General features: G+C 33.6%; 24 protein-coding genes and 1 pseudogene. 17 read left to right on the top strand and 8 right to left on the bottom strand.

Features of this window, described 5'->3' with window-relative positions; genetic code table 11:
• Positions 1-61 precede the first annotated feature (61 nt).
• Positions 62-1468 (top strand): MFS transporter, encoded by a 1407-nt coding sequence (locus tag EQ029_RS10780; protein WP_011276669.1) that lies wholly within the window; start codon positions 62-64, stop codon positions 1466-1468.
• Between the two features lie 337 nt (positions 1469-1805).
• On the opposite strand, the gene vraX is transcribed toward EQ029_RS10780, so the two are convergent.
• Together vraX and thiD are read right to left on the bottom strand one after the other, a co-directional pair.
• Positions 1806-1976: a C1q-binding complement inhibitor VraX gene (vraX, locus tag EQ029_RS12610; RefSeq protein WP_037559308.1), complete on the bottom strand. Its 171-nt coding sequence runs from the start codon at positions 1974-1976 to the stop codon at positions 1806-1808.
• 250 nt (positions 1977-2226) lie between these two features.
• Positions 2227-3057 carry a bifunctional hydroxymethylpyrimidine kinase/phosphomethylpyrimidine kinase gene (gene thiD / locus EQ029_RS10775; protein ID WP_037559300.1) on the bottom strand — a complete coding sequence of 277 codons (831 nt, stop codon included), beginning with the start codon at positions 3055-3057 and terminating at the stop codon, positions 2227-2229.
• A 139-nt stretch (positions 3058-3196) separates the two neighbouring features.
• Between thiD and EQ029_RS10770 the strand changes: the two genes are divergently transcribed.
• From EQ029_RS10770 to EQ029_RS10750, 5 genes and pseudogenes are all read left to right on the top strand, one after another.
• On the top strand, positions 3197-3856 hold the full coding sequence (locus EQ029_RS10770; RefSeq protein ID WP_057504907.1) for a uracil-DNA glycosylase: 660 nt from the start codon (positions 3197-3199) through the stop codon (positions 3854-3856).
• On the top strand, positions 3857-4240 hold the full coding sequence (locus EQ029_RS10765; RefSeq protein ID WP_053017127.1) for a DUF5327 family protein: 384 nt from the start codon (positions 3857-3859) through the stop codon (positions 4238-4240). It begins immediately after the preceding gene.
• A gap of 27 nt (positions 4241-4267) precedes the next feature.
• The gene (locus EQ029_RS10760) at positions 4268-4636 is read left to right on the top strand and encodes a DUF423 domain-containing protein (protein WP_170177298.1); all 369 of its coding nucleotides are present in this window, start codon (positions 4268-4270) and stop codon (positions 4634-4636) included.
• Positions 4637-4762: 126 nt separating this feature from the next.
• Positions 4763-6241: an APC family permease gene (locus EQ029_RS10755; RefSeq protein WP_057504906.1), complete on the top strand. Its 1479-nt coding sequence runs from the start codon at positions 4763-4765 to the stop codon at positions 6239-6241.
• A 283-nt stretch (positions 6242-6524) separates the two neighbouring features.
• Positions 6525-8196, top strand: a pseudogene (locus EQ029_RS10750) (IS1182 family transposase); the annotation flags it as partial.
• A 25-nt stretch (positions 8197-8221) separates the two neighbouring features.
• Here EQ029_RS10750 and EQ029_RS10745 read toward each other — a convergent pair.
• From EQ029_RS10745 to hemQ, 3 genes are all read right to left on the bottom strand, one after another.
• Complete coding sequence (locus EQ029_RS10745) at positions 8222-8674, bottom strand: threonine/serine exporter family protein (RefSeq protein WP_011276662.1); 453 nt, start codon at positions 8672-8674, stop codon at positions 8222-8224.
• A 12-nt stretch (positions 8675-8686) separates the two neighbouring features.
• Positions 8687-9454 (bottom strand): threonine/serine exporter family protein, encoded by a 768-nt coding sequence (locus EQ029_RS10740; protein WP_053017129.1) that lies wholly within the window; start codon positions 9452-9454, stop codon positions 8687-8689.
• Positions 9455-10191: 737 nt separating this feature from the next.
• On the bottom strand, positions 10192-10941 hold the full coding sequence (gene hemQ, locus EQ029_RS10735; protein ID WP_048668187.1) for a hydrogen peroxide-dependent heme synthase: 750 nt from the start codon (positions 10939-10941) through the stop codon (positions 10192-10194).
• Positions 10942-11114: 173 nt separating this feature from the next.
• Here hemQ and pta point away from each other — a divergent pair, with 173 nt between their 5' ends.
• The 6 genes from pta (at position 11115) to EQ029_RS10705 (ending at position 17305) form a co-directional block, all read left to right on the top strand.
• Positions 11115-12104, top strand: coding sequence for a phosphate acetyltransferase (pta, locus tag EQ029_RS10730; RefSeq protein ID WP_048668186.1), 990 nt, complete (start codon positions 11115-11117; stop codon positions 12102-12104).
• Entirely contained in the window at positions 12104-12946 is an 843-nt protein-coding gene (locus tag EQ029_RS10725; RefSeq protein WP_016930863.1) for a lipoate--protein ligase family protein, read from the top strand. Before pta ends, EQ029_RS10725 begins: the two co-directional genes overlap by 1 nt.
• A gap of 809 nt (positions 12947-13755) precedes the next feature.
• Positions 13756-14679, top strand: coding sequence for a mevalonate kinase (gene mvk / locus EQ029_RS10720; protein WP_011276657.1), 924 nt, complete (start codon positions 13756-13758; stop codon positions 14677-14679).
• 4 nt (positions 14680-14683) lie between these two features.
• Positions 14684-15667 carry a diphosphomevalonate decarboxylase gene (gene mvaD, locus EQ029_RS10715; RefSeq protein ID WP_053022764.1) on the top strand — a complete coding sequence of 328 codons (984 nt, stop codon included), beginning with the start codon at positions 14684-14686 and terminating at the stop codon, positions 15665-15667.
• Between the two features lie 12 nt (positions 15668-15679).
• The gene (locus EQ029_RS10710) at positions 15680-16756 is read left to right on the top strand and encodes a phosphomevalonate kinase (RefSeq protein ID WP_016930864.1); all 1077 of its coding nucleotides are present in this window, start codon (positions 15680-15682) and stop codon (positions 16754-16756) included.
• Between the two features lie 207 nt (positions 16757-16963).
• Entirely contained in the window at positions 16964-17305 is a 342-nt protein-coding gene (locus tag EQ029_RS10705; protein ID WP_011276654.1) for a YuzB family protein, read from the top strand.
• A gap of 130 nt (positions 17306-17435) precedes the next feature.
• Here the strand turns inward: EQ029_RS10705 and EQ029_RS10700 are convergent, their stop codons facing one another.
• The 3 genes from EQ029_RS10700 to hypR form a co-directional block, all read right to left on the bottom strand.
• A complete protein-coding gene (locus EQ029_RS10700) occupies positions 17436-17639 on the bottom strand; it encodes a cold-shock protein (protein WP_049426256.1) in 204 nt (67 codons plus the stop codon).
• Positions 17640-17872: 233 nt separating this feature from the next.
• Positions 17873-19195, bottom strand: coding sequence for a hypothiocyanous acid reductase MerA (merA, locus tag EQ029_RS10695; RefSeq protein WP_057504919.1), 1323 nt, complete (start codon positions 19193-19195; stop codon positions 17873-17875).
• Positions 19182-19622, bottom strand: coding sequence for a redox-sensitive transcriptional regulator HypR (hypR, locus tag EQ029_RS10690; protein ID WP_016930866.1), 441 nt, complete (start codon positions 19620-19622; stop codon positions 19182-19184). Before hypR ends, merA begins: the two co-directional genes overlap by 14 nt.
• Before the next feature lie 129 nt (positions 19623-19751).
• On the opposite strand from hypR, the gene EQ029_RS10685 reads away from it, so the two are divergent.
• The 5 genes from EQ029_RS10685 (at position 19752) to EQ029_RS10665 (ending at position 23973) form a co-directional block, all read left to right on the top strand.
• Entirely contained in the window at positions 19752-20687 is a 936-nt protein-coding gene (locus EQ029_RS10685; RefSeq protein ID WP_016930867.1) for an aldo/keto reductase, read from the top strand.
• 244 nt (positions 20688-20931) lie between these two features.
• Positions 20932-21468 (top strand): flavodoxin family protein, encoded by a 537-nt coding sequence (locus tag EQ029_RS10680; RefSeq protein ID WP_049395099.1) that lies wholly within the window; start codon positions 20932-20934, stop codon positions 21466-21468.
• 115 nt (positions 21469-21583) lie between these two features.
• Entirely contained in the window at positions 21584-22060 is a 477-nt protein-coding gene (locus tag EQ029_RS10675) for a GNAT family N-acetyltransferase (protein ID WP_033079589.1), read from the top strand.
• Positions 22061-22079: 19 nt separating this feature from the next.
• The gene (locus EQ029_RS10670; RefSeq protein WP_172458784.1) at positions 22080-23396 is read left to right on the top strand and encodes an HD domain-containing protein; all 1317 of its coding nucleotides are present in this window, start codon (positions 22080-22082) and stop codon (positions 23394-23396) included.
• A gap of 40 nt (positions 23397-23436) precedes the next feature.
• Positions 23437-23973, top strand: coding sequence for a YwhD family protein (locus EQ029_RS10665; RefSeq protein ID WP_162848914.1), 537 nt, complete (start codon positions 23437-23439; stop codon positions 23971-23973).
• The last annotated feature ends 159 nt before the right edge of the window (positions 23974-24132 follow it).

Raw genomic sequence — 24132 nt, 5'->3', positions numbered from 1 at the left:
TTGACAACATTCATTAGGTCTGTATAATTATGTAACATAAATAGAAGGAGTGTTACAGGTCATGGATTTTAAAAAAGATAGAATTAACATGGTCGATGGGCAAACAGCGAAGAAAACTGTATTTGCCACGGGTATTGGTAACGCCATGGAATGGTTCGACTTTGGTGTCTATGCGTACACTACGGCATATATCGGAGCGAATTTCTTTTCGCCAGTACAAAACCCAGAGATTCAACAAATATTTACATTTGCAGCATTAGCAATTGCCTTCCTATTACGACCAATAGGTGGGATAGTGTTTGGAATCATTGGTGATAAGTACGGTCGTAAAGTTGTATTGACGACGACTATTATTTTAATGGCTCTATCAACATTAACGATAGGTGTTTTACCAAACTACGATATGATAGGATTATGGGCACCAGCGCTCTTACTGCTCGCTAGAATATTACAAGGATTTTCTACTGGTGGTGAATATGCTGGAGCAATGACATATATTGCTGAAATTTCACCAGATAAGAAGCGTAATAGTTTAGGTAGTGGTCTTGAAATTGGAACTTTATCGGGTTATATCGCAGCTTCAATTATGATCGCATTATTAAGTTTCTTCTTAAGTGATGCACAAATGGAAGCGTGGGGTTGGAGAATTCCATTTATCTTAGGTTTATTCCTTGGTTTATTTGGACTTTATTTACGTCGTAAACTTGAAGAATCTCCAATCTATGAAAATGATGTAGAAACACCAGCACGTGATAACATAGGATTCTTCACAATTATCCGTTATTACTTTAAAGATATCTTAGTATGTTTCGTAGCAGTTGTATTCTTCAATGTAACAAACTATACAGTTACTGCTTATTTACCAACATACTTAGGACAAATTGTTAAAATTGATGAAACAACTACAAGTGTGTTAATTACATGTGTTATGGCAGTAATGATTCCGTTAGCATTATTCTTCGGTAAATTAGCGGATAAAATTGGTGAGAAGAAAGTATTCTTGATTGGTACTGGTGGTCTTACACTATTAAGTATTGTGGCATTTAGTTTACTCAATACAAAATCATTACCATTCATTATACTTGGTGTGTTTATTTTAGGTTTCTTCTTATCAACATACGAAGCAACAATGCCTGGTTCATTACCAACAATGTTCTTTACACATATTAGATATCGTACATTAGCAGTTACATTTAATATTTCAGTTTCACTATTTGGTGGTACAACACCGTTAGTTAACTCCTGGTTAGTTGAATCAACTGGTAACATTTACGCACCAGCGTATTATTTAACTGCTATTAGTATTATCGGCTTTATTGTGATTGCGGTATTGCATGTAAGTACAGCAGGCAAATCACTTAAAGGTTCTTATCCTAATGTTGACAATAAAAAGGATTTAGAATTTTATGAATCAAATCCTAAAAAAGCATTATGGTGGATTAAAGTTAAGAAAAATAAAAACGCATAATAATTATCAATTAAACGCATTGATGCACGTTCGCATCAATGCGTTTTTTAATTCATTTAACTTTAAATAGAAGTACTATAAATAATTAACGACGTAAAATTATAGCGTCAATGTTAGCAAAGCTTAAAGTTACTCTCTAAGCATACGAGGGGGGACAATCCTCGTCTAACATCGACGCTATTTAAATAAGGTGAGTTTAGGAATGATTAATGACTTATAAAGTTACTTATAGTATTAGGGGGCATAAGAACTTTAAAATCAATTTTGGGAATAATTCATCTGTTTGAATTCTCAATTTGGAAAACACTTTTACTGTGCTTCTTGATGTCTAAATGACTTAATAACCTAGTTTCATGTTATCAAGGTCATTTTCTAGTAGAGAGAGCAATTTATAGATTTCATTCTTGTTAAACGTTTCATCAAATTTTACCGTAATTGTCTTGAAGGTTTTCGTAATGATTTTGTACATAGGGATACCATTCTCTATATTTTGCTTGTAGATAATCATGATGTGTAATTCCTCCTTTGTCTCTCTACACTTAATATAGTAAAGTAATTTTAAAATAAAAACATGGGCCCAAGGTACCAACTTTGGATACAACGTATAGCCTATCACTTTCTACGACTTAATACCTAGAATTTATAATAAGCCTAAATTAATGTGAATGACTTAAATAAAATACCTCCTCAATGAATGGTCTTAATAAAGACTTTATTGAGGAGGTTAGTTTGAGTTTATAAAAATTAAGTGTTTACTATTAAACTTCTGTTACGTCTACATCGATGTGTTCAACACGATTATAGGCACCATGATCTACTGGACCTACGAAGTCGTTCATTTTCCAGCCATTTTTAATTGCTGAAGCAACAAATGCTTTGGCACTAATAACAGCTTCTTTAGGTGATTTACCATTAGCTAAGTATGCTGTTGTAGCGGCTGCGAATGTACAACCGGCACCGTGGTTGTAGCTTTGTTGGAACATATCTGTTGTTAATTGGTAGAACGTATTACCGTCATAGTATAAGTCGTAAGATTTATCTTGATCTAACGCTTTACCACCTTTAATAATGACGTGTTGAGCGCCTTGATTAAAGATGATGTCTGCTGCTTTCTTCATGTCTTCGATTGAAGTTAATTTACCTAAACCAGAAAGTTGGCCTGCTTCAAATAAGTTAGGTGTCACAACAGTTGCTTTTGGTAATAAATATTCAATCATTGCATCAGTATTTCCTGGGTTAAGTACTTCATCTTCGCCTTTACATACCATAACAGGGTCTACTACGAAATATTTTGCACCTGATTGTTCAAATGCTTCGCCAGCACGTTTAATGATTTCTTGAGTGCCTAGCATGCCAGTTTTAACAGCATCTGGACCAATTGAAATCGCTGTTTCAAGTTGCTTTTCAAATAAATCCATAGGAAGTGGTGTCACATCATGAGACCAAGTTTCCTTATCCATTGTTACAACAGCTGTTAAAGCGACCATGCCGTATGTGTCTAATTCTTGGAATGTTTTAAGGTCAGCTTGCATACCAGCTCCCGCACTTGTATCTGAACCTGCAATTGTTAATACTTTTTTTAAAGCCATGTAAATTCACTCCCGACAATTTCTAATCTATGTCTTATAATATCACGTTTATCAGACTACGTGCTAGCTTGAAGTAATGTATAAAATCAATAACTGATTAGGTTAGCATTATGTTAAAATATGGCTTGAGGTGAAAACGATGGAATGGTCAGAAATATTTCATGATATTACGGAACGACACGATTTCAAAGAGATGCACGATTTTTTAGAAAAAGAGTATACAACACAAACCATCTATCCAGATAGAGACAATATTTATCAAGCTTTTGATTTAACACCTTTTGAAGATGTGAAAGTGGTTATATTAGGTCAAGATCCTTATCATGGACCGAATCAAGCCCATGGTTTAGCGTTTTCTGTGCAACCTAATGCTAAATTCCCACCTTCTTTGAGAAATATGTATCAGGAATTGGAAGATGATATCGGGTGTCATCGGACATCACCACATTTACAAGATTGGGCTCGTGAAGGTGTCTTGTTATTAAATACTGTTCTGACGGTTCGACAAGGACAAGCACACTCGCATAAGGTTATTGGATGGGAAACATTTACAGATGAAGTGATCCAAGCTATTTCGAAACATCGTGATGATGTTGTATTCATATTATGGGGTAAGCCTGCACAACAGAAAATTAAATTAATTGATACATCAAAACACTATATTATTAAATCGCCACATCCAAGTCCGTTATCGGCTTATCGTGGCTTCTTTGGTTCTAAACCATATTCTAAAACTAATGGTTATTTAGAATCTAAAGGTAAATCACCTATCAATTGGTGCGAGAATGGGGAGGCTTAAATGAATAGAGCGCAAGTGATTCAACTAATTGAACATGAGTTAGTGCAAGCTGATGAGGCTACTAACGAGCAACAATTCGAGAAACATATGTATGCGATTCATACATTAACGTCAATATATGCTAACAGCGAAAGTAAGCCAGCGTCATCAAAATCACAAGGTCAGGATTTTACAAATACTGTGACTACGTCATTTTCAAAAGTAAATCAAAGTTCAAACACATCATCGTCACAAGGTAAATCCAAAGTGACTGCTGCAGAAATTGAGGCGATGGGTGGAAAAGTTCCAGATTCAATGAAATCGTCACAGAATAATAGTTTGCCATCTAATACAATGGTAACGGATGATGAAATTGGTAATGGAGAATCAATATTTGATTTTTAAACTGAATGAGGAGAATGAATGTATATGATGAAATTATTTATAATACTAGGTGCGCTATGTACAATGATGTCAGTTGGTACTGGGGCATTTGGTGCACATGGTCTTGAAGGTAAATTATCGGACAAATATATGTCAGTTTGGGAAAAAGCAGTGAATTATCAAATGTACCATGGATTAGGATTAATCATTATTGGTGTTATTAGTGGTACAACATCTATTAATGTGAATTGGGCAGGTTGGTTCCTCTTCCTAGGTGTGGTGTTTTTTAGTGGTTCGTTATATATATTAGCTTTAACACAAATCCGTATCTTAGGAGCGATTACGCCAATTGGTGGTTTATTATTCATCGCGGGTTGGTTAATGCTTATTATCTCTACATTTAAATTTGTAGGATAAATTTTAACATAATTTATCAAATTTATTAGTTTTATTTAAAATTGTAAAGCACTTATATTGTGTCAATAGTATAGATTAAACAACTCACCTTTTGGGTATATAGCATACTTGAGGTGAGTTTATTTTATGAGTAAAAATAATCAAAATCAGGATATAGATAGAGGCGATTTGAAACAGAACCTCTCTGAAAAGTTTGTTTGGGCTATTGCTTATGGCTCATGTATAGGTTGGGGTGCTTTTATTTTACCTGGAGATTGGATTAAGCAATCTGGTCCAATTGCTGCTTCTATAGGTATCGTAATTGGTGCATTATTAATGATACTCATTGCAGTAAGTTATGGGACCTTGGTAGAAAAATTTCCAGTTTCAGGTGGCGCCTTTGCATTTAGTTACTTAAGTTTTGGTAGATACGTTAGTTTTTTCTCATCATGGTTTTTAACATTTGGTTATGTATGTGTTGTTGCACTTAATGCAACGGCATTTAGTTTATTAGTAAAATTTCTACTTCCGGATTTGTTGAATAATGGGAAGTTATACACGATTGCAGGATGGGACGTTTACATAACTGAAATCATTATTGCCACTGTGTTATTACTTGTCTTTATGCTAGTAGCAATCCGTGGTGCAAGTGTATCAGGTTCATTGCAATATTACTTTTGCGTAGCTATGGTTATTGTTGTGTTGCTTATGTTTTTCGGTTCGTTCTTTGGAAATAATTTTGCATTTGAGAATTTACAACCATTAGCTAATCCTAAATCAGGTTGGTTCACATCTATAATTATGATTGTGGCAGTAGCGCCTTGGGCGTATGTTGGCTTTGACAGCATTCCTCAAACTGCAGAAGAATTTAACTTTTCACCTAATAAGACATTTAAATTGATAGTGTATAGTTTGTTGGCAGCGTCACTGACGTATGTCGTAATGATTTTATACACAGGTTGGTTAAGTACTAATAATGCAAGTTTAAATGGTAACTTATGGGTAACAGGTGCTGAAACACAGTCAGCATTTGGTTATATTGGTTTAGGTGTATTAGCCATAGCAATTATTATGGGGATATTTACAGGTTTAAATGGATTTTTAATGAGTGCAAGTCGATTGTTATTCTCAATGGGGCGTTCAGGCATTATGCCAACTGCTTTTAGTAAATTACATTCTAAATATAAGACACCATATGTAGCGATTATCTTTTTAGTAGCTGTTACATTAATTGCACCTTGGTTAGGTCGTACTGCATTAACATGGATTGTTGATATGTCGTCAACTGGCGTATCAATTGCTTATTTTATTACATGTTTATCTGCAGCTAAGTTGTTCAGTTTTAATAAAGAAAGTAATACGTACGGACCTGTTTATAAGACATTTGCCATTTTTGGTTCGATTGTATCATTTATTTTCCTTCTGTTATTGTTAGTGCCTGGATCACCAGCATCGCTCTCAATGCCGTCATATATTGCTTTAGGTGGATGGTTAGTAATTGGACTGATTTTCTTCGTTATCCGTTATCCTAAATTGAAACGAATGGATAATGATGAATTAAGTCGATTAATTTTAAATCGTTCTGAAAAAGAAGTTGAAGATATGGTAGATGATACTTATAAATAGTTTAACTTTAAAAGAGTCTGGGACATAAACCCTAGAGAAATAGCCAGTAAATGAGTTTTAACAAATTCATTTACTGGCTTCTTTATTTACAATACTCCGTATTGTTGGCTCGCTTTCTTAGGGGACAGCTTCAGCCTGTAGTCTTCAGCTTGTCCTGTTCCCTCAAGAGTCTCGCCAAAATACTTTGTATTTATATGTAATTTTACATTGTAATACTTTAAAAAAATAAAGCACTTTCGTATAATTTAATAAACATCACTAAACTAAATTAACGAGGTGCCTTATGTATAAAAATTATAACATGACTCAACTTACTCTACCAATGGAAACTTCAGTTCTTATCCCCACAAATGATATTTCACGACATGTAAATGATATTGTTGAAACAATTCCTGACAATGAATTCGACGAATTCAGACATCACCGTGGTGCAACTTCGTACCATCCTAAAATGATGTTAAAAGTGATTCTATATGCCTACACACAATCTGTATTCTCAGGTCGTAAAATAGAAAAAATGCTTAATGATAGCATCCGAATGATGTGGCTATCACAAAATCAAAAACCTTCTTATAAAACAATTAATCGATTTAGAGTAAATCCAAAAGTAGATGCTTTATTAGAATCTTTATTTATTCAATTTTACAGTCAGTGTGTAAAACAAAATCTTATAGATGATAAAGCTATTTTTATTGATGGTACAAAAATTGAAGCAAATGCCAATCGATATACATTTGTATGGAAAAAGAGTATTCAAAACCATGAATCAAAGATGAATGAGGATTCTAAAGCCCTCTACCATGAATTGGTAACCAATAAAATCATACCGGAAATTAAAGAAGATCATGATAATGAATTAACAAAAGAAGAAATAGATTTGATTGGTAGTCACTTAGATAAAGAAATCGAAGATTTAAACCAACATATCAACAATGAAAAATGTACTAAAACAAGAAAACAAATACGTCTCAAAAGAACTAAAATCAAAAAATACAAAAAGCAAATCAATGATTATTTTGAGCGAAAGTATCGATACGAATTTCAAAAATCTATTTTAAAGGATAGAAATAGTTATTCTAAGACAGATCATGATGCGACATTTATGAGAATGAAAGAAGATCACATGAAAAATGGACAACTTAAGCCAGGGTATAATTTACAAATAGCGACAAATTCCCAATTTGTTTTATCTTATAATGTGTATCAAAATCCAACGGATACTAGAACGATGATTCCATTTTTAAATTCAATTCAAGAGACCTACGGTCATTTACCTGAATATATTGTAGCTGATGCAGGTTATGGTAGTGAATCAAATTATAAGGCAATTATAGATGACTTTAATCGAACGCCACTCATAACATATGGAATGTTTATAAAAGATAAAACTAAAAAATATAAAAGTGACATCTTTAATACTCAAAATTGGAACTATGACGAAATTAATGACGAATTCATTTGTCCGAATAATAAACGGCTAGGTTTTAAAAGATATGCCTATCGTCATGATAAGTATGGTTATAAGCGAGACTTCAAATTATATGAATGTGATGATTGTTCAGAATGTCCTCTGAAAAATCAATGTATGAACTTCAATTCAAAAACAAACAAAAAAATAATGAAGAATTATAACTGGGAATATTTTAAATCCCAAATTAACAAAAAGCTTTCAGAACCAGAAACAAAAAATATCTACAGTCAAAGAAAAATTGATGTGGAACCTGTTTTTGGATTTATGAAGGCTATTTTGGGTTTCACTCGGATGTCTGTCCGAGGACTCAATAAAGTCAAAAGAGAACTTGGTTTTGTATTAATGGCACTTAATATAAGAAAAGTAGTAGCTCAACGAGCTGAAAATAATCAAAAAATTTATAAAAAAGACAATTTCTATATTATTTCAATAGAAATTGTCTTTTTTTCACTTATCCAAGAACTTTATGTCCCGGACTCTTTCTATTATCAACAATAGTATAAATGATGTTATATTCTTTTTCGTGTTCTTGCAAAACCAGATAATATAATTTTAGAAATTTGGTCTGCAAATAATAAGCCGAGCGCAATGGCGCCAGCAATGAGTGTTACTTCAAGCATTGTATTAATCGCTTTACTGAAGTCTAATAGTACTAAATTCTTAGTAGCATCGAACGCTAGACCACCAGGTACAAGAGGAATAATTCCAGGTACCATGAAGATAATTGCTGGTTCCCTCTTTGTACGAGCCATATAGTGACTAATTAAACCTAACGCTAAACTTCCGAAGAAGCTTGAGTAGATCGTATGTGTGTTTAAACCTTGATAAAAAAGAATGTAAACCATCCAACCACATGCTCCTACAAATCCACAAGAGAGATAGAGTTTCCTAGGCGCATCGAAGATCACACAGAAAAAAAGTGAAGCGGTATAACTAAAAATTAAGTTTAATATCCAAAACATTCATTCCCACTCCTAAACTAAGATTAAAACTGAACCAACGCCAGCGCCAATACCAAAAGCAGTGACGAGTGCTTCTAAGGACTTCGTTGTAAACATAAGCATGTGTCCACCAAATAGATCTTGAATGGCATTTGTTATAAGTACTCCAGGAACAATAGGCATTACAGAGGCAATAATAATTGTTGCAAGATCACCTGTGGGTAATAAATAATGACCAAGTACTGAAATAATTCCTATAACGAGTGACCCTAAAAATTCTGGAATAAATTGCGCATGTAAACGTCTATCTAGTATTTCAACTACAAGATAACCTAAGCCACCCGCTAACAATGCGGTGATAACATCGACAAGTTTGCCATCCTGTAAATATAGGAAACTAATGGCAATAATGGCAGCAGCAATTCCCTTGAATAGTAAACTACTATCACGTTTAGCGACATATATATTCTCAAGTTTTAATTTAGCTTCTTCTAGCGTAATTGCACCTTTTGTGATTAAGCGTGAGATTTCATTGGTTTGAGAAATTTTAATGAGATTCGTATCACGTGAATTAATTCTAAAAATTCGAGGATAAGATTCATTATGTAATGTAAATTGAATAACAGTATTGGTAACAAAGCTATTACTCTCAGAATAGCCTAATTTACGTGCAATACGTGTCATTGTATCTTCAACACGTGTACCTTCAGCACCGGACTCCAATAATATGCGTCCAGCCATCATGACAACGTCTTTAATTAATTTTTCATCTGCATTTTCGTGTATTTGTGTATTATCCATTTCATCACCATTCGTTAAGATGTACTCATAATTATAGTCAATGAGTCTAAGATATAAAAGTCTTTTAGGTTAATGATACAAAATTAAAGTAGCTAATTGAAGTAAGCACGCTTATATTAAAAGTTTCTAAGCTCTGATTCGCTCTTATAAAAAGAGTCTCACAGTGTGTATAACAAATACCTAGAAAATCCGCGCTCCAAAATGAAGAAAATATAACAATTAAATGTTAAAAAATTAAAAAGAGTGTACATTAATCATTATAGTATAATGTTGCAATACATTTAAAATAAAAAATATATACAAACTCATTCTATAATGTTTCAAAATATTACAATTTGGTTAAATAATAATTAGTTAGCAATTTATGAATAATATTGGGTAGCGACAATATTTTCATAGTTGTTAATGTTCAGAGTAGTAATTAAGTTCTCCCAAAACACATACTACACTATAATAGCCTGAGGCATAGTAAGTGCCTCAGGTTATCGTTGTTTTAAAACCTATTTAAATGTGGCGATTAATAGCTATTCCCTAAATATTCGTCTATTAAACTATTATTAAAATAAGATATTGTGGGCATTTATAAAGTTTGGCACGTCATCATTGTTGGAGATACATTCGAGTACCATTATCAATTTATTTCTATAAATAAAAAGTTCCCTTCAAAGCCATGTTCAATCAAGCTTAGAAGGGAACAAGTTATGAATATCACAAAATAGATTTATCTAATAGCAAGTTTAGATAGCAAAAAAGTGTTCGAAATCATCTGTTTTTAAGATGTGACCAATATAGAAACCACCAAATTCTCCATATCTAGCAGTTGTCTCATCAAAACGCATTTCGTATACAATTTTCTTGAATTGTAGTACATCATCAGAGAATAAAGTTACACCCCATTCAAAGTCATCAAAACCAACTGACCCTGTGATGAATTGTTTGATCTTACCTGCATATTGTCGACCAATCATACCATGGTTATACATTAATTTCTTACGTTCTTCCATTGGTAACATATACCAGTTGTAAGTCTCATTACGACGTTTATCCATTGGATAGAAACAAATATACTCTGTTCTAGGTAATTCAGGATATAGTCTCGCTCTAACATGTGGATTTTGATATGGATCTTCATCAGACTTACCTGCTAAGTAATTACCTAATTCAATCACTGATACGTATGAGTATGTTTGAATAAGGAAATCAGCAATACGAAGTTTATTGAGTTCATTTTCAATTTCATTAAGTTCTTTCATTTCTGGACGTAAGTACCATAATAGAATGTCAGCTTTTTGACCTGTAATATTATATAGCGCGTAGTCGCCAGCTTGTTGTTCTCTAGCACTAGCTTTATCGTTAATGAATGTTTTGAATTCATTGATCATAGCTTCACGTTCATCCTCAGGCACTAGTCTAAATGTTGCCCAATCTACAGCATAAAATAAATGAAGACTGTACCAACCATCTAAAGTTTCAGCTGCTTCACTCATGTGTATCGCTCCTTCAAAATTGATTATTATTATTTAATACAGACTAAATTTTATCATAAAGAGAATTAGTAAACATACTTAAATGATTACAAATTAGTGAAATGGAAATATCACTATAAATACAGTATAATTAGAGTGCAAAATATTATTATGAAATTATTTAGGAGGGCATTATGTCTAGTTTATTAGATGTATTACAAGAAAAACTTTCAGGAAAAAATGTCAAAATCGTATTACCTGAGGGTGAAGATGAGCGTGTGTTAACAGCTGCTACACAATTACAAGCAACTGACTATGTAACACCTGTAGTTTTAGGTGACTATGACAAAATTAACTTATTAGCTAAAGATAAAGGATTAGATGTTTCAGACATCGAAGTCATTAATCCATCTACAAGCGAATTAAAACCAGAATTAGTTAAATCATTCGTTGAACGCCGTAAAGGTAAAGCAACTGAAGAACAAGCTGATGAATTATTAAATAACGTTAACTATTTCGGTACAATGTTAGTTTACGCTGGTCATGCTGACGGGTTAGTAAGTGGTGCAGCACATTCAACTGGAGATACTGTTCGTCCTGCATTACAAATCATTAAAACGAAACCAGGCGTATCTAAAACTTCTGGTATCTTCTTTATGATTAAAGATGATCAACAATATGTATTCGGTGATTGTGCAATTAACCCAACATTAGAATCATCTGATTTAGCAGAAATCGCAGTTGAAAGTGCGAAATCAGCTAAAAGTTTCGGCATGGACCCACGTGTTGCTATGTTAAGCTTCTCAACTAAAGGTTCAGCTAAATCTGACGATGTTGACAAAGTAGCAAATGCAGTTAAATTAGCTCAAGAAAAAGTAGAATCTGAAGGCTTAACAGACGTTGTAATTGATGGTGAATTCCAATTTGATGCTGCTATTGTACCTTCAGTAGCTGAGAAAAAAGCGCCAGGCGCTAAAATTCAAGGTAATGCAAATGTCTTTGTATTCCCAAGTTTAGAAGCAGGTAATATTGGATACAAAATTGCTCAACGTTTAGGTGGTTTTGACGCAGTTGGTCCTGTATTACAAGGTTTAAACTCACCTGTTAACGACTTATCACGCGGTTGCTCAACTGAAGACGTTTATAAATTATCAATCATTACAGCTGCTCAAACATTACAATAATGGACTTAGCGAGTAAATACTTTAATGATATCGATTGGCGCTATGTAGACCATTCGTCTGGTTTAGCGCCAATGCAATCATTTGCTTTTGACGATACGTTTTCAGAAAGCGTAGGTAAAGATTTATCATGCAATGTGGTCAGAACATGGATTCACCAACATACCGTTATTCTCGGTATTCATGATTCGCGCTTACCATTCCTTAAAGATGGTATTCGATATTTAACTGATGAAATAGGTTATAACGCAATTGTGAGGAATTCGGGTGGTCTTGGTGTCGTGTTAGATCAAGGAGTATTAAATATCTCACTTATTTTCAAAGGTCAAACGGAAACGACAATTGATGAAGCATTTACAGTAATGTATTTATTGATTTGCAAAATGTTTGAAAATGAAGATGTAGAGATTGATACACGAGAGATTGAGCACTCATATTGTCCAGGAAAATTTGATTTAAGCATTGATGGTAAAAAGTTTGCCGGCATTTCACAACGTCGTGTACGTGGTGGTATTGCAGTGCAAATATATCTTTGTGTTGAAGGATCAGGTTCAGAACGCGCGGAAATGATGCGTGTCTTCTATGAACATGCACTTAAAGGCGAAGTGACTAAATTTAAATATCCGGATATACAACCTGAATGTATGGCATCACTGGAAACTTTGTTTGGGCGAGAGATTAAAGTCCAAGATGTGATGTTCCAATTATTACACGCTATTAAAGATTTAGGTGGTAATCTGAATATGGATCCAATCACTGAAGATGAATGGACACGTTATGAAGGTTACTTCGACAAGATGATAGATCGTAATGAGAAGATGAATCGTTCAATAGAAGCTGATTAAGCGTGAAACAACTTTTAAAATTGAAAATTTGATACAGTTAAATAGGCTGGGACAAAATAAAATGTCTCAGCCTACTTTATCATGTTGTCAGTAGCTGACTGGTTTGAAAATGCGCTTGCGTCAAGCGTTTTTTCAAACCTAGTCATCCTTGCCTCGTAAGCGGGGCGCTAACAAAGAGAATTTCCTAAAGAAATACTACAAGATAAGCAAGTTGGGGTTCGGGGCCCCAGCAAAGAGAATTTCCTAAAGAAATTCTACAGGCTAAGCAAGCTGGGGATACAACGAAATAAATTCTGAGAAAATATTATTTCTGTTCTACTCCCTTTTCATTTGGAATAATGTAATTTTAGGTGGAATTATATATCAAATTTATTATAAATTGCTATATTCCTATTACTTTTTATAGTAATATAGTTTAGGTGGATTAATATAAAAACGATGTAGATTGTGTATCATTTTAATATATTGATGGTGGAGATTAATCAAGAACGAAGGCCATCTTAATTAAAAGACTAACATGACAGTATGTTAGAGATTTTAATTTTAGGGTATAAATATTTTTAAGTTTTAAAGTTAAATTAACTGAGTCTATCTTTTATTCAAGTCGAAGAAGATTACAAAAATGTGGATAGACTATGACATGCAATTATAAAGTTAATTTGCGTACACACTACGATAAAAGGTCAGTAATTTAAATACAAATTGACATAGGCATTTATAGAGTTGAAAGATTTAGGATATATGCATGATAAGTATATCCACTGACCTCGAAAATAATTTTTCAGAAAGAATATTAAAGGTGAGATATCATGGTACAACGTGGCTATGGGGAGTCTAACGGCAAAATAATATTAATCGGGGAGCATGCGGTAACATTTGGTGAACCTGCAATTGCGATTCCGTTTACTTCAGGAAAAGTAAAAGTCTTAATCGAAAGTTTAGAAAAAGGTAATTACTCAGCGATACAAAGTGATGTCTATGATGGACCACTTTATGATGCGCCAGAACATTTGAAATCTTTAATTGGCCATTTCGTAGAGAATAAAAAGGTAGAAGAGCCATTATTAATAAAAATTCAAGCAAATTTACCACCATCTAGAGGTTTAGGATCAAGTGCAGCCGTTGCTGTCGCTTTCATAAGAGCAAGCTATGATTATTTAGGTTTACCACTAACTGATAAAGAATTATTAGAAAATGCAGACTGGGCAGAACGTATAGCTCATGGTAAACCAAGTGGTATAGATACTAAGACTATCGTTACGAATCAACCTGTTTGGTATCAAAAGGGCGAAGTTGAAATATTAAAGACCTTAGATTTAGATGGTTATATGGTAGTTATCGATACAGGTGTTAAAGGTTCTACTAAACAAGCAGTCGAAGATGTGCATCAATTGTGTGATAATGATAAGAATTATATGCAAGTTGTTAAACATATTGGTTCTTTAGTGTATTCAGCTAGTGAAGCGATTGAGCATCATAGTTTTGATCAATTAGCTACAATCTTTAATCAATGTCAAGATGACTTAAGAACATTGACGGTGAGTCACGACAAAATAGAAATGTTTCTTCGCTTAGGAGAAGAGAATGGTTCAGTCGCTGGCAAATTAACAGGTGGCGGCCGTGGTGGTAGTATGCTTATCTTAGCTAAAGAATTGCAAACAGCTAAGAATATTGTCGCTGCAGTTGAAAAAGCTGGTGCACAACATACATGGATTGAGAAGTTAGGAGGATAAACCATTGAAAAAGAGTGGTAAAGCACGCGCACATACGAATATTGCACTGATTAAATATTGGGGTAAAGCCGATGAGGCATTAATCATACCAATGAATAATAGTTTGTCAGTTACACTAGACCGTTTTTACACTGAAACGCGTGTAACATTTGATGAAACATTAACAGAAGATCAGTTAATTCTTAACGGGGAAGCTGTAAATGCTAAGGAAAGCGCTAAGATTCAACGTTATATGGAAATGATTCGTAAAGAAGCTGGGATTTCAGAACATGCGCTTATTGAAAGTGAGAATTTTGTTCCAACAGCTGCAGGTTTAGCTTCGTCAGCAAGTGCATATGCTGCATTAGCCGGTGCGTGTAATGAAGCTCTACAATTAGGTTTGTCTGATAAAGATCTTTCACGATTAGCGCGTCGTGGGTCTGGTTCAGCATCTCGCAGTATTTATGGTGGATTTGCTGAATGGGAAAAAGGAAATGACGATGAAACTTCCTTTGCACACCGTGTTGAAGCGGATGGCTGGGAAAATGAATTGGCTATGGTTTTTGTTGTTATTAATAACAAATCTAAAAAGGTATCCAGTCGTTCAGGCATGTCACTTACACGTGATACATCACGTTTTTATCAATATTGGTTAGATAACGTTGAACCAGATTTGAAAGAGACTAAAGAAGCCATTGCTCAAAAAGATTTCAAGCGTATGGGTGAAGTTATTGAAGCTAATGGTTTACGCATGCATGCAACTAATTTGGGAGCACAACCTCCATTTACATATTTAGTACCAGAAAGTTATGATGCTATGCGCATCGTTCATGAATGTAGAGAAGCGGGGTTACCTTGCTACTTTACAATGGACGCGGGTCCTAACGTTAAAGTATTGATTGAAAAGAAAAATCAACAAGCTATCGTAGATAAATTCTTACAAGAATTTGATCAATCACAAATCATCACAAGTGACATTACCCAATCAGGAGTCGAAATAATTAAGTAAGGAAGAGATATAATGATTCAGGTGAAAGCACCAGGAAAGCTTTATGTAGCAGGTGAATATGCAGTGACTGAGCCAGGATATAAGTCTGTCTTAATTGCGGTCGATCGATTTGTTACAGCTTCAATTGAAGCTTCTAATGCAGTAACAAGTACGATTCATTCCAAGACATTACATTATGAACCTGTAACGTTTAATCGCAATGAAGATAAAATTGATATCTCCGATGCTAATGCTGCTAGTCAATTAAAGTATGTTGTAACTGCAATTGAAGTTTTCGAACAATATGCGAGAAGTTGCAACGTCAAATTGAAGCATTTTCATTTAGAAATCGATAGTAATTTAGATGATGCTTCAGGTAATAAATATGGGCTTGGTTCTAGTGCGGCAGTTTTAGTGTCAGTCGTCAAAGCATTAAATGAGTTTTACGATATGCAATTATCTAACCTATATATTTATAAACTTGCAGTCATTTCTAATATGCGATTACAAAGTTTAAGCTCATGTGGTGATATAGCTGTAAGTGTATACAGTGGCTGGCTAGCTTATAGTACTTTCGATCACGATTGGGTCAAACAACAGATGGAAGAAACATCAGTTAATGAAGTATTAGAAAAAAATTGGCCGGGTCTTCATATTGAACCTTTACAGGCCCCAGAGAATATGGAAGTCTTAATCGGTTGGACAGGTTCGCCTGCTTCATCACCTCATTTAGTCAGTGAAGTGAAGCGCTTAAAATCAGATCCTTCTTTTTATGGAAGATTCCTTGATCAATCTCATACATGTGTTGAAAATCTTATCTATGCGTTTAAAACAAATAATATTAAAGGTGTTCAGAAAATGATTCGACAAAATCGTATGATTATTCAACAAATGGATAATGAAGCGACAGTCGACATTGAAACCGAAAATTTAAAAATGTTATGTGATATTGGAGAACGTTATGGTGCTGCTGCCAAGACATCAGGTGCTGGCGGTGGTGATTGCGGAATCGCCATTATTGATAATCGCATTGATAAAAATCGTATTTATAATGAATGGGCATCACATGGTATTAAACCGTTAAAATTTAAAATTTATCATGGACAATAATAATATAAACTAATAAATGAGTAGGACTAAATTCAAATGTTGAATCAGCGTCTTGCTCTTTTTTATTATGGAAGAGAATGACTTTTAATGATAGGCTTGAATTTTCTTGTAAAAGGAGTAAAATAATTAGAGTTAAATTCATTGATTTGTATTAATATGCTTCAAAATTTAGGATAGAAACGACAATATAGAAAGGTAGGTGGCAAGGTGAAAAATAAATTTTTAATATGTGATGAATGTCAGGCGGTAAATATCAAAACTTTGAAAAGAAAATTAGAAAAATTAGATCCAGAAGCAGAAATTGAAATCGGCTGTCAATCTTATTGTGGCCCTGGACGTCGAAAAACGTTTGCCTTCGTCAATAATCGACCACTTGCTGCGCTTACTGAAGACGAATTGTTAGAAAAAGTCACAGCTCAGCTAAAAAAACCAAGAGATCCGGAAGAAGAAGAACGATTAAGAAAGCGTAATGAGGAACGTAAACGCCGTAAAGAAGAACAAGATCGAAAGCTAAAAGAGAAATTAGCTAAACGTAAGGCGATAAAATAGAGGAATCAAGTTATATTATAAACTTAAGCTATGAGTGTATTCTAACCTGAATATTGTCGTAGCTTTTTTATTGTAATAAAAAAAGCACTTAGAAGACATTTATCTTCTAAGCGCTTAATAAGGTCTAATCCTATGACATTACAACAACGTTAGTTGCTTGTTCGCCACGTTGACCTTCAGTAATATCGAAGTCAACTTTTTGACCTTCTTCTAAAGTTTTGTAACCTTCACCAGCGATACCGCTGAAGTGTACGAATACGTCACTTCCGTCTTCCCTTTCGATGAAACCAAAACCTTTTTCTGCGTTAAACCATTTTACTGTACCGTTATTCATATAGAATACCTCCATGTGCTTTTGCACGAATATTTGTAACAAATTCATTTATAAAAAAGAGAGTATTCTAAACAAACACACTACATTTAAATTCACGAGCTTTTATTACGTTAGATTAACTATAACTGTTATTTATTAATAAGTAAAGCTTTTTATTTTTAAAAATATTGATAAGTTGAATTTATATCTCTTGAAGTGCTGACACGATAGCATTTCAATAAATTAAAAAAATTTTAAATATTAAATAAATCGTTAAATGATTCGACTATTGTTGGGTGAGTATAAATAGTATCTCTTAGAACTTGGTAAGGTATATATTGATCTATTGTTAATTTAATTAAATTAATAATTTCTTCTGATTCTTTGCCATAAAGTGTAGCACCTAAAATCAAATCAGTATCTTTATTAATAACAACCTTGAAAATGCCACGAGCGTCATTATTAATCTTATGTCTCGGAATTTGAGCGACAAGTAATGTATTTTCAATATAATTATAGCCTTGAGATTGAGCTTCTTTAGCTGTTAAACCTACTCGAGAGAATGGTGGATCAATAAAGACAGTGTAAGGAATTGTACCACGGTTAAGTGTAGTACGTGATTGGTCACCATATAAAGAAGATTTTAGAATTCTAAAGTCATCCAAAGAGATGTACGTGAATTGTAGTCCGCCTTTGACATCTCCAACAGCATAAATATGTTCGACTGATGTTCGTAAGTGGTCGTTCACTTTGATTTCACCACGTTCACCAAGTTCAATGTCAGTATTTTCTAGTGCTAAGTCTGTGTTAGGTATACGACCTGTAGCTAATAATACGGCATCGGCTGAGAAATTACCTTTAGAAGTTACAATCGTTGATTGGTTGTTTTCATTTTTAAATTCTAGCGTTTTTGCATTTGTGATAAAGGTAATCCCTTTGTCCTCTAAATCTTTAATTGCATGTGCAACCACGTCTTGATCTTCTCGAGGCATGATTTGTGCTCCATACTCAATCACTGTAACTTTTGAACCGAAATTTGCAAACATTGAAGCAAATTCTAAGGCGATATAGCCTCCACCAATGATTACTAAATGCTTAGGTTGATATGAAATATTTAATAATCCGCGTGAATCATATAAATTTTGAGCAATATCTATACCTTTAATTGGAGGAATATTTGATTTCGCACCTGTATTAATTACTATCTTATCTGCTGTTAATGTCTTAGCAATAGCACCATCCTCGTCTAGTAGATTAACTTCAGTATTAGATTTGAATTGCGCTTTGTAATTAAATACTTCAATGTTTGTATCATTTGCTAAGTTATCATAGTTTTTCTTATTTAGTGCGCTGACCACGTCTTTTTTTCTTGAAAAGGCAGTGTCAAAATCGGTACCGTAAATCCCATCATGTACGAGTACTTTAGAGGGTATACAGCCGTGGTTTATGCATGTGCCTCCAAAGTTGTCTGAGGATTGTTCTACTAAAGCGACGTGTTGACCTTGTGATGCTGCGTACTTGGCAAGTGTCTTTCCTGCTTTACCGAAGCCAATAACTAATAAATTAAAATGTGTCATTTGATGTGTCCTCCTGAAGTGTATCTTTAATTACGTCGTTAATTGTCAAGTTACGATAAAAGTTGAGCGCTAGTGCAGTTTCTTGCTCTTTGTATTTATTCATAGTGGTTGCGATATTTCTAGAGATTGTACAATAGCTTTCTTCGCTACCAGTAAAAATACGTTGTGTTGGTAATTTATCTAACACGAAAAGTTGATACAGTGTATCTAAGGTGATGGTTGGAGTGCGCGCATTAGCTCGATAGCCACCACCTTTTCCACGAATTGAATCTATATATTGTTGATTATTAAGTGTAGTGGTAACACGCCTTAGTTGCACAGGATTAAGACAGGTAAGTTCTGCTAAATCCTGGCTATTGAATTGTTCTTCGGAATGCTTAGTAAGAAAGCTTAGCACGTGTACTGCAATGTTGAATTCTAAATTCATAATATACCGCCTTTAATGTAACTTGATTAGTTACATTAAAATACATTGCTCATCAAAAGTCAATATGAATGTCATAATAAGAAATGGGTAAACTATAAGTAGTTATATAGAATAAAGGAGCGATTATAGATGGCAGATTTAGTACAATTAGGTAAATCAGATGTTCACGTATTTCCAATTGCATTAGGTACAAACGCAGTAGGTGGTCACAATTTATACCCAAATTTAGATGAAGAACAGGGTAAAGATGTTGTACGTAAAGCAATTGACAACGGTATTACGTTACTAGATACAGCTTATATTTATGGACCTGAACGTTCTGAAGAATTAGTTGGCCAAGTAGTTCAAGAGTATCCTCGTGAACAAGTTCAAATTGCAACGAAAGGTTCACATGTTATTAAAGAAAATGATGAAGTCGTACAAAATAATGATCCAGATTATTTAAAACAGCAAGTTGAGAATAGCTTGAAACGCCTTCAAGTAGATTATATTGATTTATACTACATTCATTTTCCAGATGAAGATACACCGAAAGATAAAGCAGTTGCTGCATTAAAAGAACTTAAAGATGAAGGCAAGATTAAAGCGATAGGCGTGTCTAACTTCTCATTAGAACAACTTAAGGAAGCGAATAAAGATGGTTATGTCGATGTAGTGCAATTAGAATACAACTTATTACATCGTGAAAATGAAGAAGTCATGAAATATGCAGCTGAAAATAATATTACATTTATACCATACTTCCCATTAGCATCAGGCATCTTAGCTGGTAAGTATGAAGAAAATCAAACGTTTGATGATCATCGTGCACCTCGCCGTGATTTCCAACCGGAAGTATTTAATGATAATGTTCGACGAGTGAAACAATTACAAGGCATTGCGGAAGCTCATAACACATCTATTGCTAATGTGGTTCTAGCATTCTATTTAACGCGTCCAGCGTTAGATGTGGTGATTCCTGGTGCGAAACGTGCTGAACAAGTTGTGCAAAATATTGAAGCGGCAAATATTCAATTAACAGATGATGAACTGAACAAAATTGATGAATTATTTCCGATTGAATAAAATAAGTTAAGGTAAAATTAAATAAAGTAATTGATGCTCTTACACCGTTTATATGTGTGTAAGAGTTTTTTATAACTGAAATAAATAGTAATGATTCTTTTTTATTTTTAAAAATACACATATATTACGTGAAATAAGGGTACTAGGCAAATATGTAAAATATTAAGTAAGTATGAAGTGTTTATGTTGTTAACAATGAATAAGGGAATAGTTTTTTAATATAAATTAAGAGAGAGTGATAAAAATGATTACAGTTTTATTTGGAGGAAGTCGTCCAGAGGGGAATACAGCACAACTTACTAAGTCAGCAGTTGAGGGATTAGATTATAAATGGATTGACTTAACCGATTATCAATTCAATCCTGTAAGAGACTTTCGTCACGAGAATAGAGATATTACAAGCTATAACGATGATTATAAACAGGTCATTGATCAAGTTTTAGAAAGTGATACGGTCATATTTGCATCACCGGTGTATTGGTATAGTGTTTCTGCATCTTTAAAGGCATTTATTGATCATTGGTCTGAAACTTTGATAGACGATAACTACAAAGACTTTAAAGAAAAAATGGCAAAGAAAGATTTTCGACTTATTTTAGTTGGTGGAGACTGCCCTAAAGTGAAAGCTAAGCCATGTATTACTCAAATGAAATATACATTAGATTTTATTGGTGCTGAACTTAATGGATATATAATTGGTACCGCTGAACGTCCAGGTGATATTTCGAAAGATACGTTTGCACTAGAAAGAGCAAAAGAATGGAATGAAACATTAGCGTAAGTCTAATTTAAAAGTACATTAAACTACGCCGATAAATATTCTATATTAAGCGATTGTATAAGTACTGTGATATAATTTCATTATTAATTCCATAGTAAAGTCAGGAGAATCAAGTATGTTTAAAGTCAGAGAAGCTACACCAAATGACGTTGTAGCAATTAGAGATGTTGCTACTAAGGCATGGTATAACACATATTTAAATATTTATGCAGCATCAACAATAAATGAGTTATTAGCTGCTTCTTATAATGAGCAACATTTAAAGAAACGTTTAGAAGAACAACTATTTTTAGTAGCCGAAGATAATGATGAAATTATTGGCTTTGCTAATTTCATTTATGGTAAAGAATTGTATTTGTCTGCGCATTATGTACATCCAGAATCTCAACATAAAGGTTATGGTTCTAGTCTACTTAAGAAAGGATTAGAACAATTTGACGGTAAATATGATGCAGTATTTTTAGAAGTTGATAATAAAAATAAAGATGCCATTCAATACTATCAAAATAATGGTTTTGAAATCGTACGTTCTTATCAACCAGAAATGTATGGAGAACAAATGGATTTAGCTTTAATGAAGAGAAGTCTATAAACGCTATGACTATACTGTAATGAGAGGAAGGATTTATTTGACGCAAACACCCTATGTTGAACAGAAATTAGCTGAAGAGAAGGTATTCAAAGACCCTATTCATAAATATATTCACGTCAAAGATCAACTTATTTGGGATCTTATTAAGACAAAAGAGTTTCAACGTTTACGTCGTATTAAGCAACTAGGCACATTATATCTTTCTTTTCATACTGCAGAGCATAGTCGTTTTGGCCATTCTTTAGGTGTATATGAAATCGTGCGACGCATGATTGACGAATCATTTGTGGGACGAGACGCTTGGAACAATGAAGATAGACCATTGGCATTATGTGCAGCATTATTACATGATTTAGGTCATGGTCCATTTTCACATAGTTTTGAAAAGATATTCAATACAGACCATGAAGCCTTTACGCAAGCAATTATTACTGGACCTACTGAAGTTAATGAAGTTTTAAGTCGCGTATCGAGTACTTTTCCTAAAGAAGTTGCAGAAGTAATTAACAAAACGCATCAAAATAAACTTGTAATTTCTATGATTTCATCGCAAATTGATGCTGATCGAATGGACTATTTACAAAGAGATGCTTATTTTACGGGCGTCTCTTATGGCACATTTGACATGGAACGTATTTTACGTTTAATGAGACCATCTAAAGATGAAGTTCTTATTAAAGAGAGTGGAATGCATGCCGTTGAGAACTTTATAATGAGTCGCTATCAAATGTATTGGCAAATATACTTTCATCCGGTTAGTAGAGGCGGAGAAGTATTGTTAAATAATTGTTTGAAACGTGTTAAACAATTGTATAATGAGGGGTACCATTTTAAGATGTACCCAGAAGATTTTGTTCCTTTTTTTGAAGAGAAGGTTACAATTGAGCAATACGTTGATTTAGATGAAGTCGTCGTACTTTATTATTTGAAGAAATGGATACAAGAAGATGATGCAATTCTCAGTGATTTAGCACGTCGTTTTATAAATAGAGACTTATTTAAATATATTCCATTTGATGGTTCAATTATTACTATTACTGAGCTACAAGAGTTGTTCATAGAAGGTAATATTGATCCGAACTATTATTTTGTTAGTGAGGCTTTCTCTGATTTACCATATGATTATGATCGACCTGGTTCTAATAGACAACCAATACATTTATTAAGACGTAATGGTAGTATTAGAGAAATTAGTAGTCAATCACTCGTTATTTCAAGTATTACAGGTATTAATCGTGAAGATTATAAATTATACTATCCTAAAGAAATAATTCTTAATATTGAGAATCCACAAACTAAAGGTTCTATTATTAATCTGCTTAATGAATTGAATTAAGTCATTGAAACTTTAATATATAACGCATAATATAGAGATTATGAATTCAAGTTTTTCGGAGGTGTCATGTGTGTCTGAGAACAAAGGTTTTAAATTTAATATTATCAAGAATGATCCCCTTGACGGACATAAAGGGACGAATATAGGCTCAATTAGTTTAGATAATATTGCACCAGTATTTATAGATGTTGCGAATAAAGAGGCGTTTATAGATATAGGTGGTATGCATGCACGTGCTCAAGTTGAAAAAGGTGTTAAATGGATAAATGACAAATCGGAAGTTGAAGGCGAAGAAGCTAAAGAATATTGGCTTTGCTGGGTGACTACTGAACGTAGTGAGAGTGGTCCATATTATGCTGGTGTTACTGCATGTTATTTATTAGTTAACAAAAGTATACGACGTGGTTATAAAAGTATGCCTGAACATGTTAATATGATGGATAAATCTATGAAACATAAAATTATCATTGACCACATTGGTGAGAAAAATAAAAAAGTTTTAGCAGACTTTTTAAAATCTCATAATGAAGAGATGTGGAATAATTCTAGTGAGGAATTATTCAAAGCTTTTGAATAATATAAACAGTATTAGGAGTAGGACACTACGCTTAAAACGAGTCTGGGACATAAACCCTAGAGAAATAGCCAGTAAATGAGTTTTAACAAATTCATTTACTGGCTTCTTTATTTACAATACTCCGTATTGTTGGCTCGCTTTCTTAGGGGACAGCTTCAG

This window comes from Staphylococcus haemolyticus (genome assembly GCF_006094395.1).
In the GTDB taxonomy this organism is placed as follows: domain Bacteria; phylum Bacillota; class Bacilli; order Staphylococcales; family Staphylococcaceae; genus Staphylococcus; species Staphylococcus haemolyticus.
Note: the sequence above shows the minus strand (reverse complement) of the source record. Positions and strands in the feature narration are given on the sequence as shown.

Excerpts from the sequence above, each read along its gene's own strand:
- EQ029_RS10670 (WP_172458784.1), top strand. The coding sequence starts at position 22,080 with ATGAGAGGAAGGATTTATTTGACGCAAACACCCTATGTTGAACAGAAA.
- EQ029_RS10725 (WP_016930863.1), top strand. The coding sequence starts at position 12,104 with ATGGACTTAGCGAGTAAATACTTTAATGATATCGATTGGCGCTATGTA.
- EQ029_RS10745 (WP_011276662.1), bottom strand. The coding sequence starts at position 8,674 with ATGTTTTGGATATTAAACTTAATTTTTAGTTATACCGCTTCACTTTTT.
- mvk (WP_011276657.1), top strand. The coding sequence starts at position 13,756 with ATGGTACAACGTGGCTATGGGGAGTCTAACGGCAAAATAATATTAATC.
- pta (WP_048668186.1), top strand. The coding sequence starts at position 11,115 with ATGTCTAGTTTATTAGATGTATTACAAGAAAAACTTTCAGGAAAAAAT.
- EQ029_RS10665 (WP_162848914.1), top strand. The coding sequence starts at position 23,437 with ATGAATTCAAGTTTTTCGGAGGTGTCATGTGTGTCTGAGAACAAAGGT.
- EQ029_RS10675 (WP_033079589.1), top strand. The coding sequence starts at position 21,584 with ATGTTTAAAGTCAGAGAAGCTACACCAAATGACGTTGTAGCAATTAGA.
- EQ029_RS10770 (WP_057504907.1), top strand. The coding sequence starts at position 3,197 with ATGGAATGGTCAGAAATATTTCATGATATTACGGAACGACACGATTTC.
- EQ029_RS10710 (WP_016930864.1), top strand. The coding sequence starts at position 15,680 with ATGATTCAGGTGAAAGCACCAGGAAAGCTTTATGTAGCAGGTGAATAT.
- hemQ (WP_048668187.1), bottom strand. The coding sequence starts at position 10,941 with ATGAGTGAAGCAGCTGAAACTTTAGATGGTTGGTACAGTCTTCATTTA.
- EQ029_RS10700 (WP_049426256.1), bottom strand. The coding sequence starts at position 17,639 with ATGAATAACGGTACAGTAAAATGGTTTAACGCAGAAAAAGGTTTTGGT.
- vraX (WP_037559308.1), bottom strand. The coding sequence starts at position 1,976 with ATGATTATCTACAAGCAAAATATAGAGAATGGTATCCCTATGTACAAA.
- EQ029_RS10765 (WP_053017127.1), top strand. The coding sequence starts at position 3,857 with ATGAATAGAGCGCAAGTGATTCAACTAATTGAACATGAGTTAGTGCAA.
- merA (WP_057504919.1), bottom strand. The coding sequence starts at position 19,195 with ATGACACATTTTAATTTATTAGTTATTGGCTTCGGTAAAGCAGGAAAG.
- thiD (WP_037559300.1), bottom strand. The coding sequence starts at position 3,057 with ATGGCTTTAAAAAAAGTATTAACAATTGCAGGTTCAGATACAAGTGCG.
- EQ029_RS10780 (WP_011276669.1), top strand. The coding sequence starts at position 62 with ATGGATTTTAAAAAAGATAGAATTAACATGGTCGATGGGCAAACAGCG.
- EQ029_RS10755 (WP_057504906.1), top strand. The coding sequence starts at position 4,763 with ATGAGTAAAAATAATCAAAATCAGGATATAGATAGAGGCGATTTGAAA.
- EQ029_RS10685 (WP_016930867.1), top strand. The coding sequence starts at position 19,752 with ATGGCAGATTTAGTACAATTAGGTAAATCAGATGTTCACGTATTTCCA.
- EQ029_RS10760 (WP_170177298.1), top strand. The coding sequence starts at position 4,268 with ATGAAATTATTTATAATACTAGGTGCGCTATGTACAATGATGTCAGTT.
- EQ029_RS10740 (WP_053017129.1), bottom strand. The coding sequence starts at position 9,454 with ATGGATAATACACAAATACACGAAAATGCAGATGAAAAATTAATTAAA.
- hypR (WP_016930866.1), bottom strand. The coding sequence starts at position 19,622 with ATGAATTTAGAATTCAACATTGCAGTACACGTGCTAAGCTTTCTTACT.
- EQ029_RS10680 (WP_049395099.1), top strand. The coding sequence starts at position 20,932 with ATGATTACAGTTTTATTTGGAGGAAGTCGTCCAGAGGGGAATACAGCA.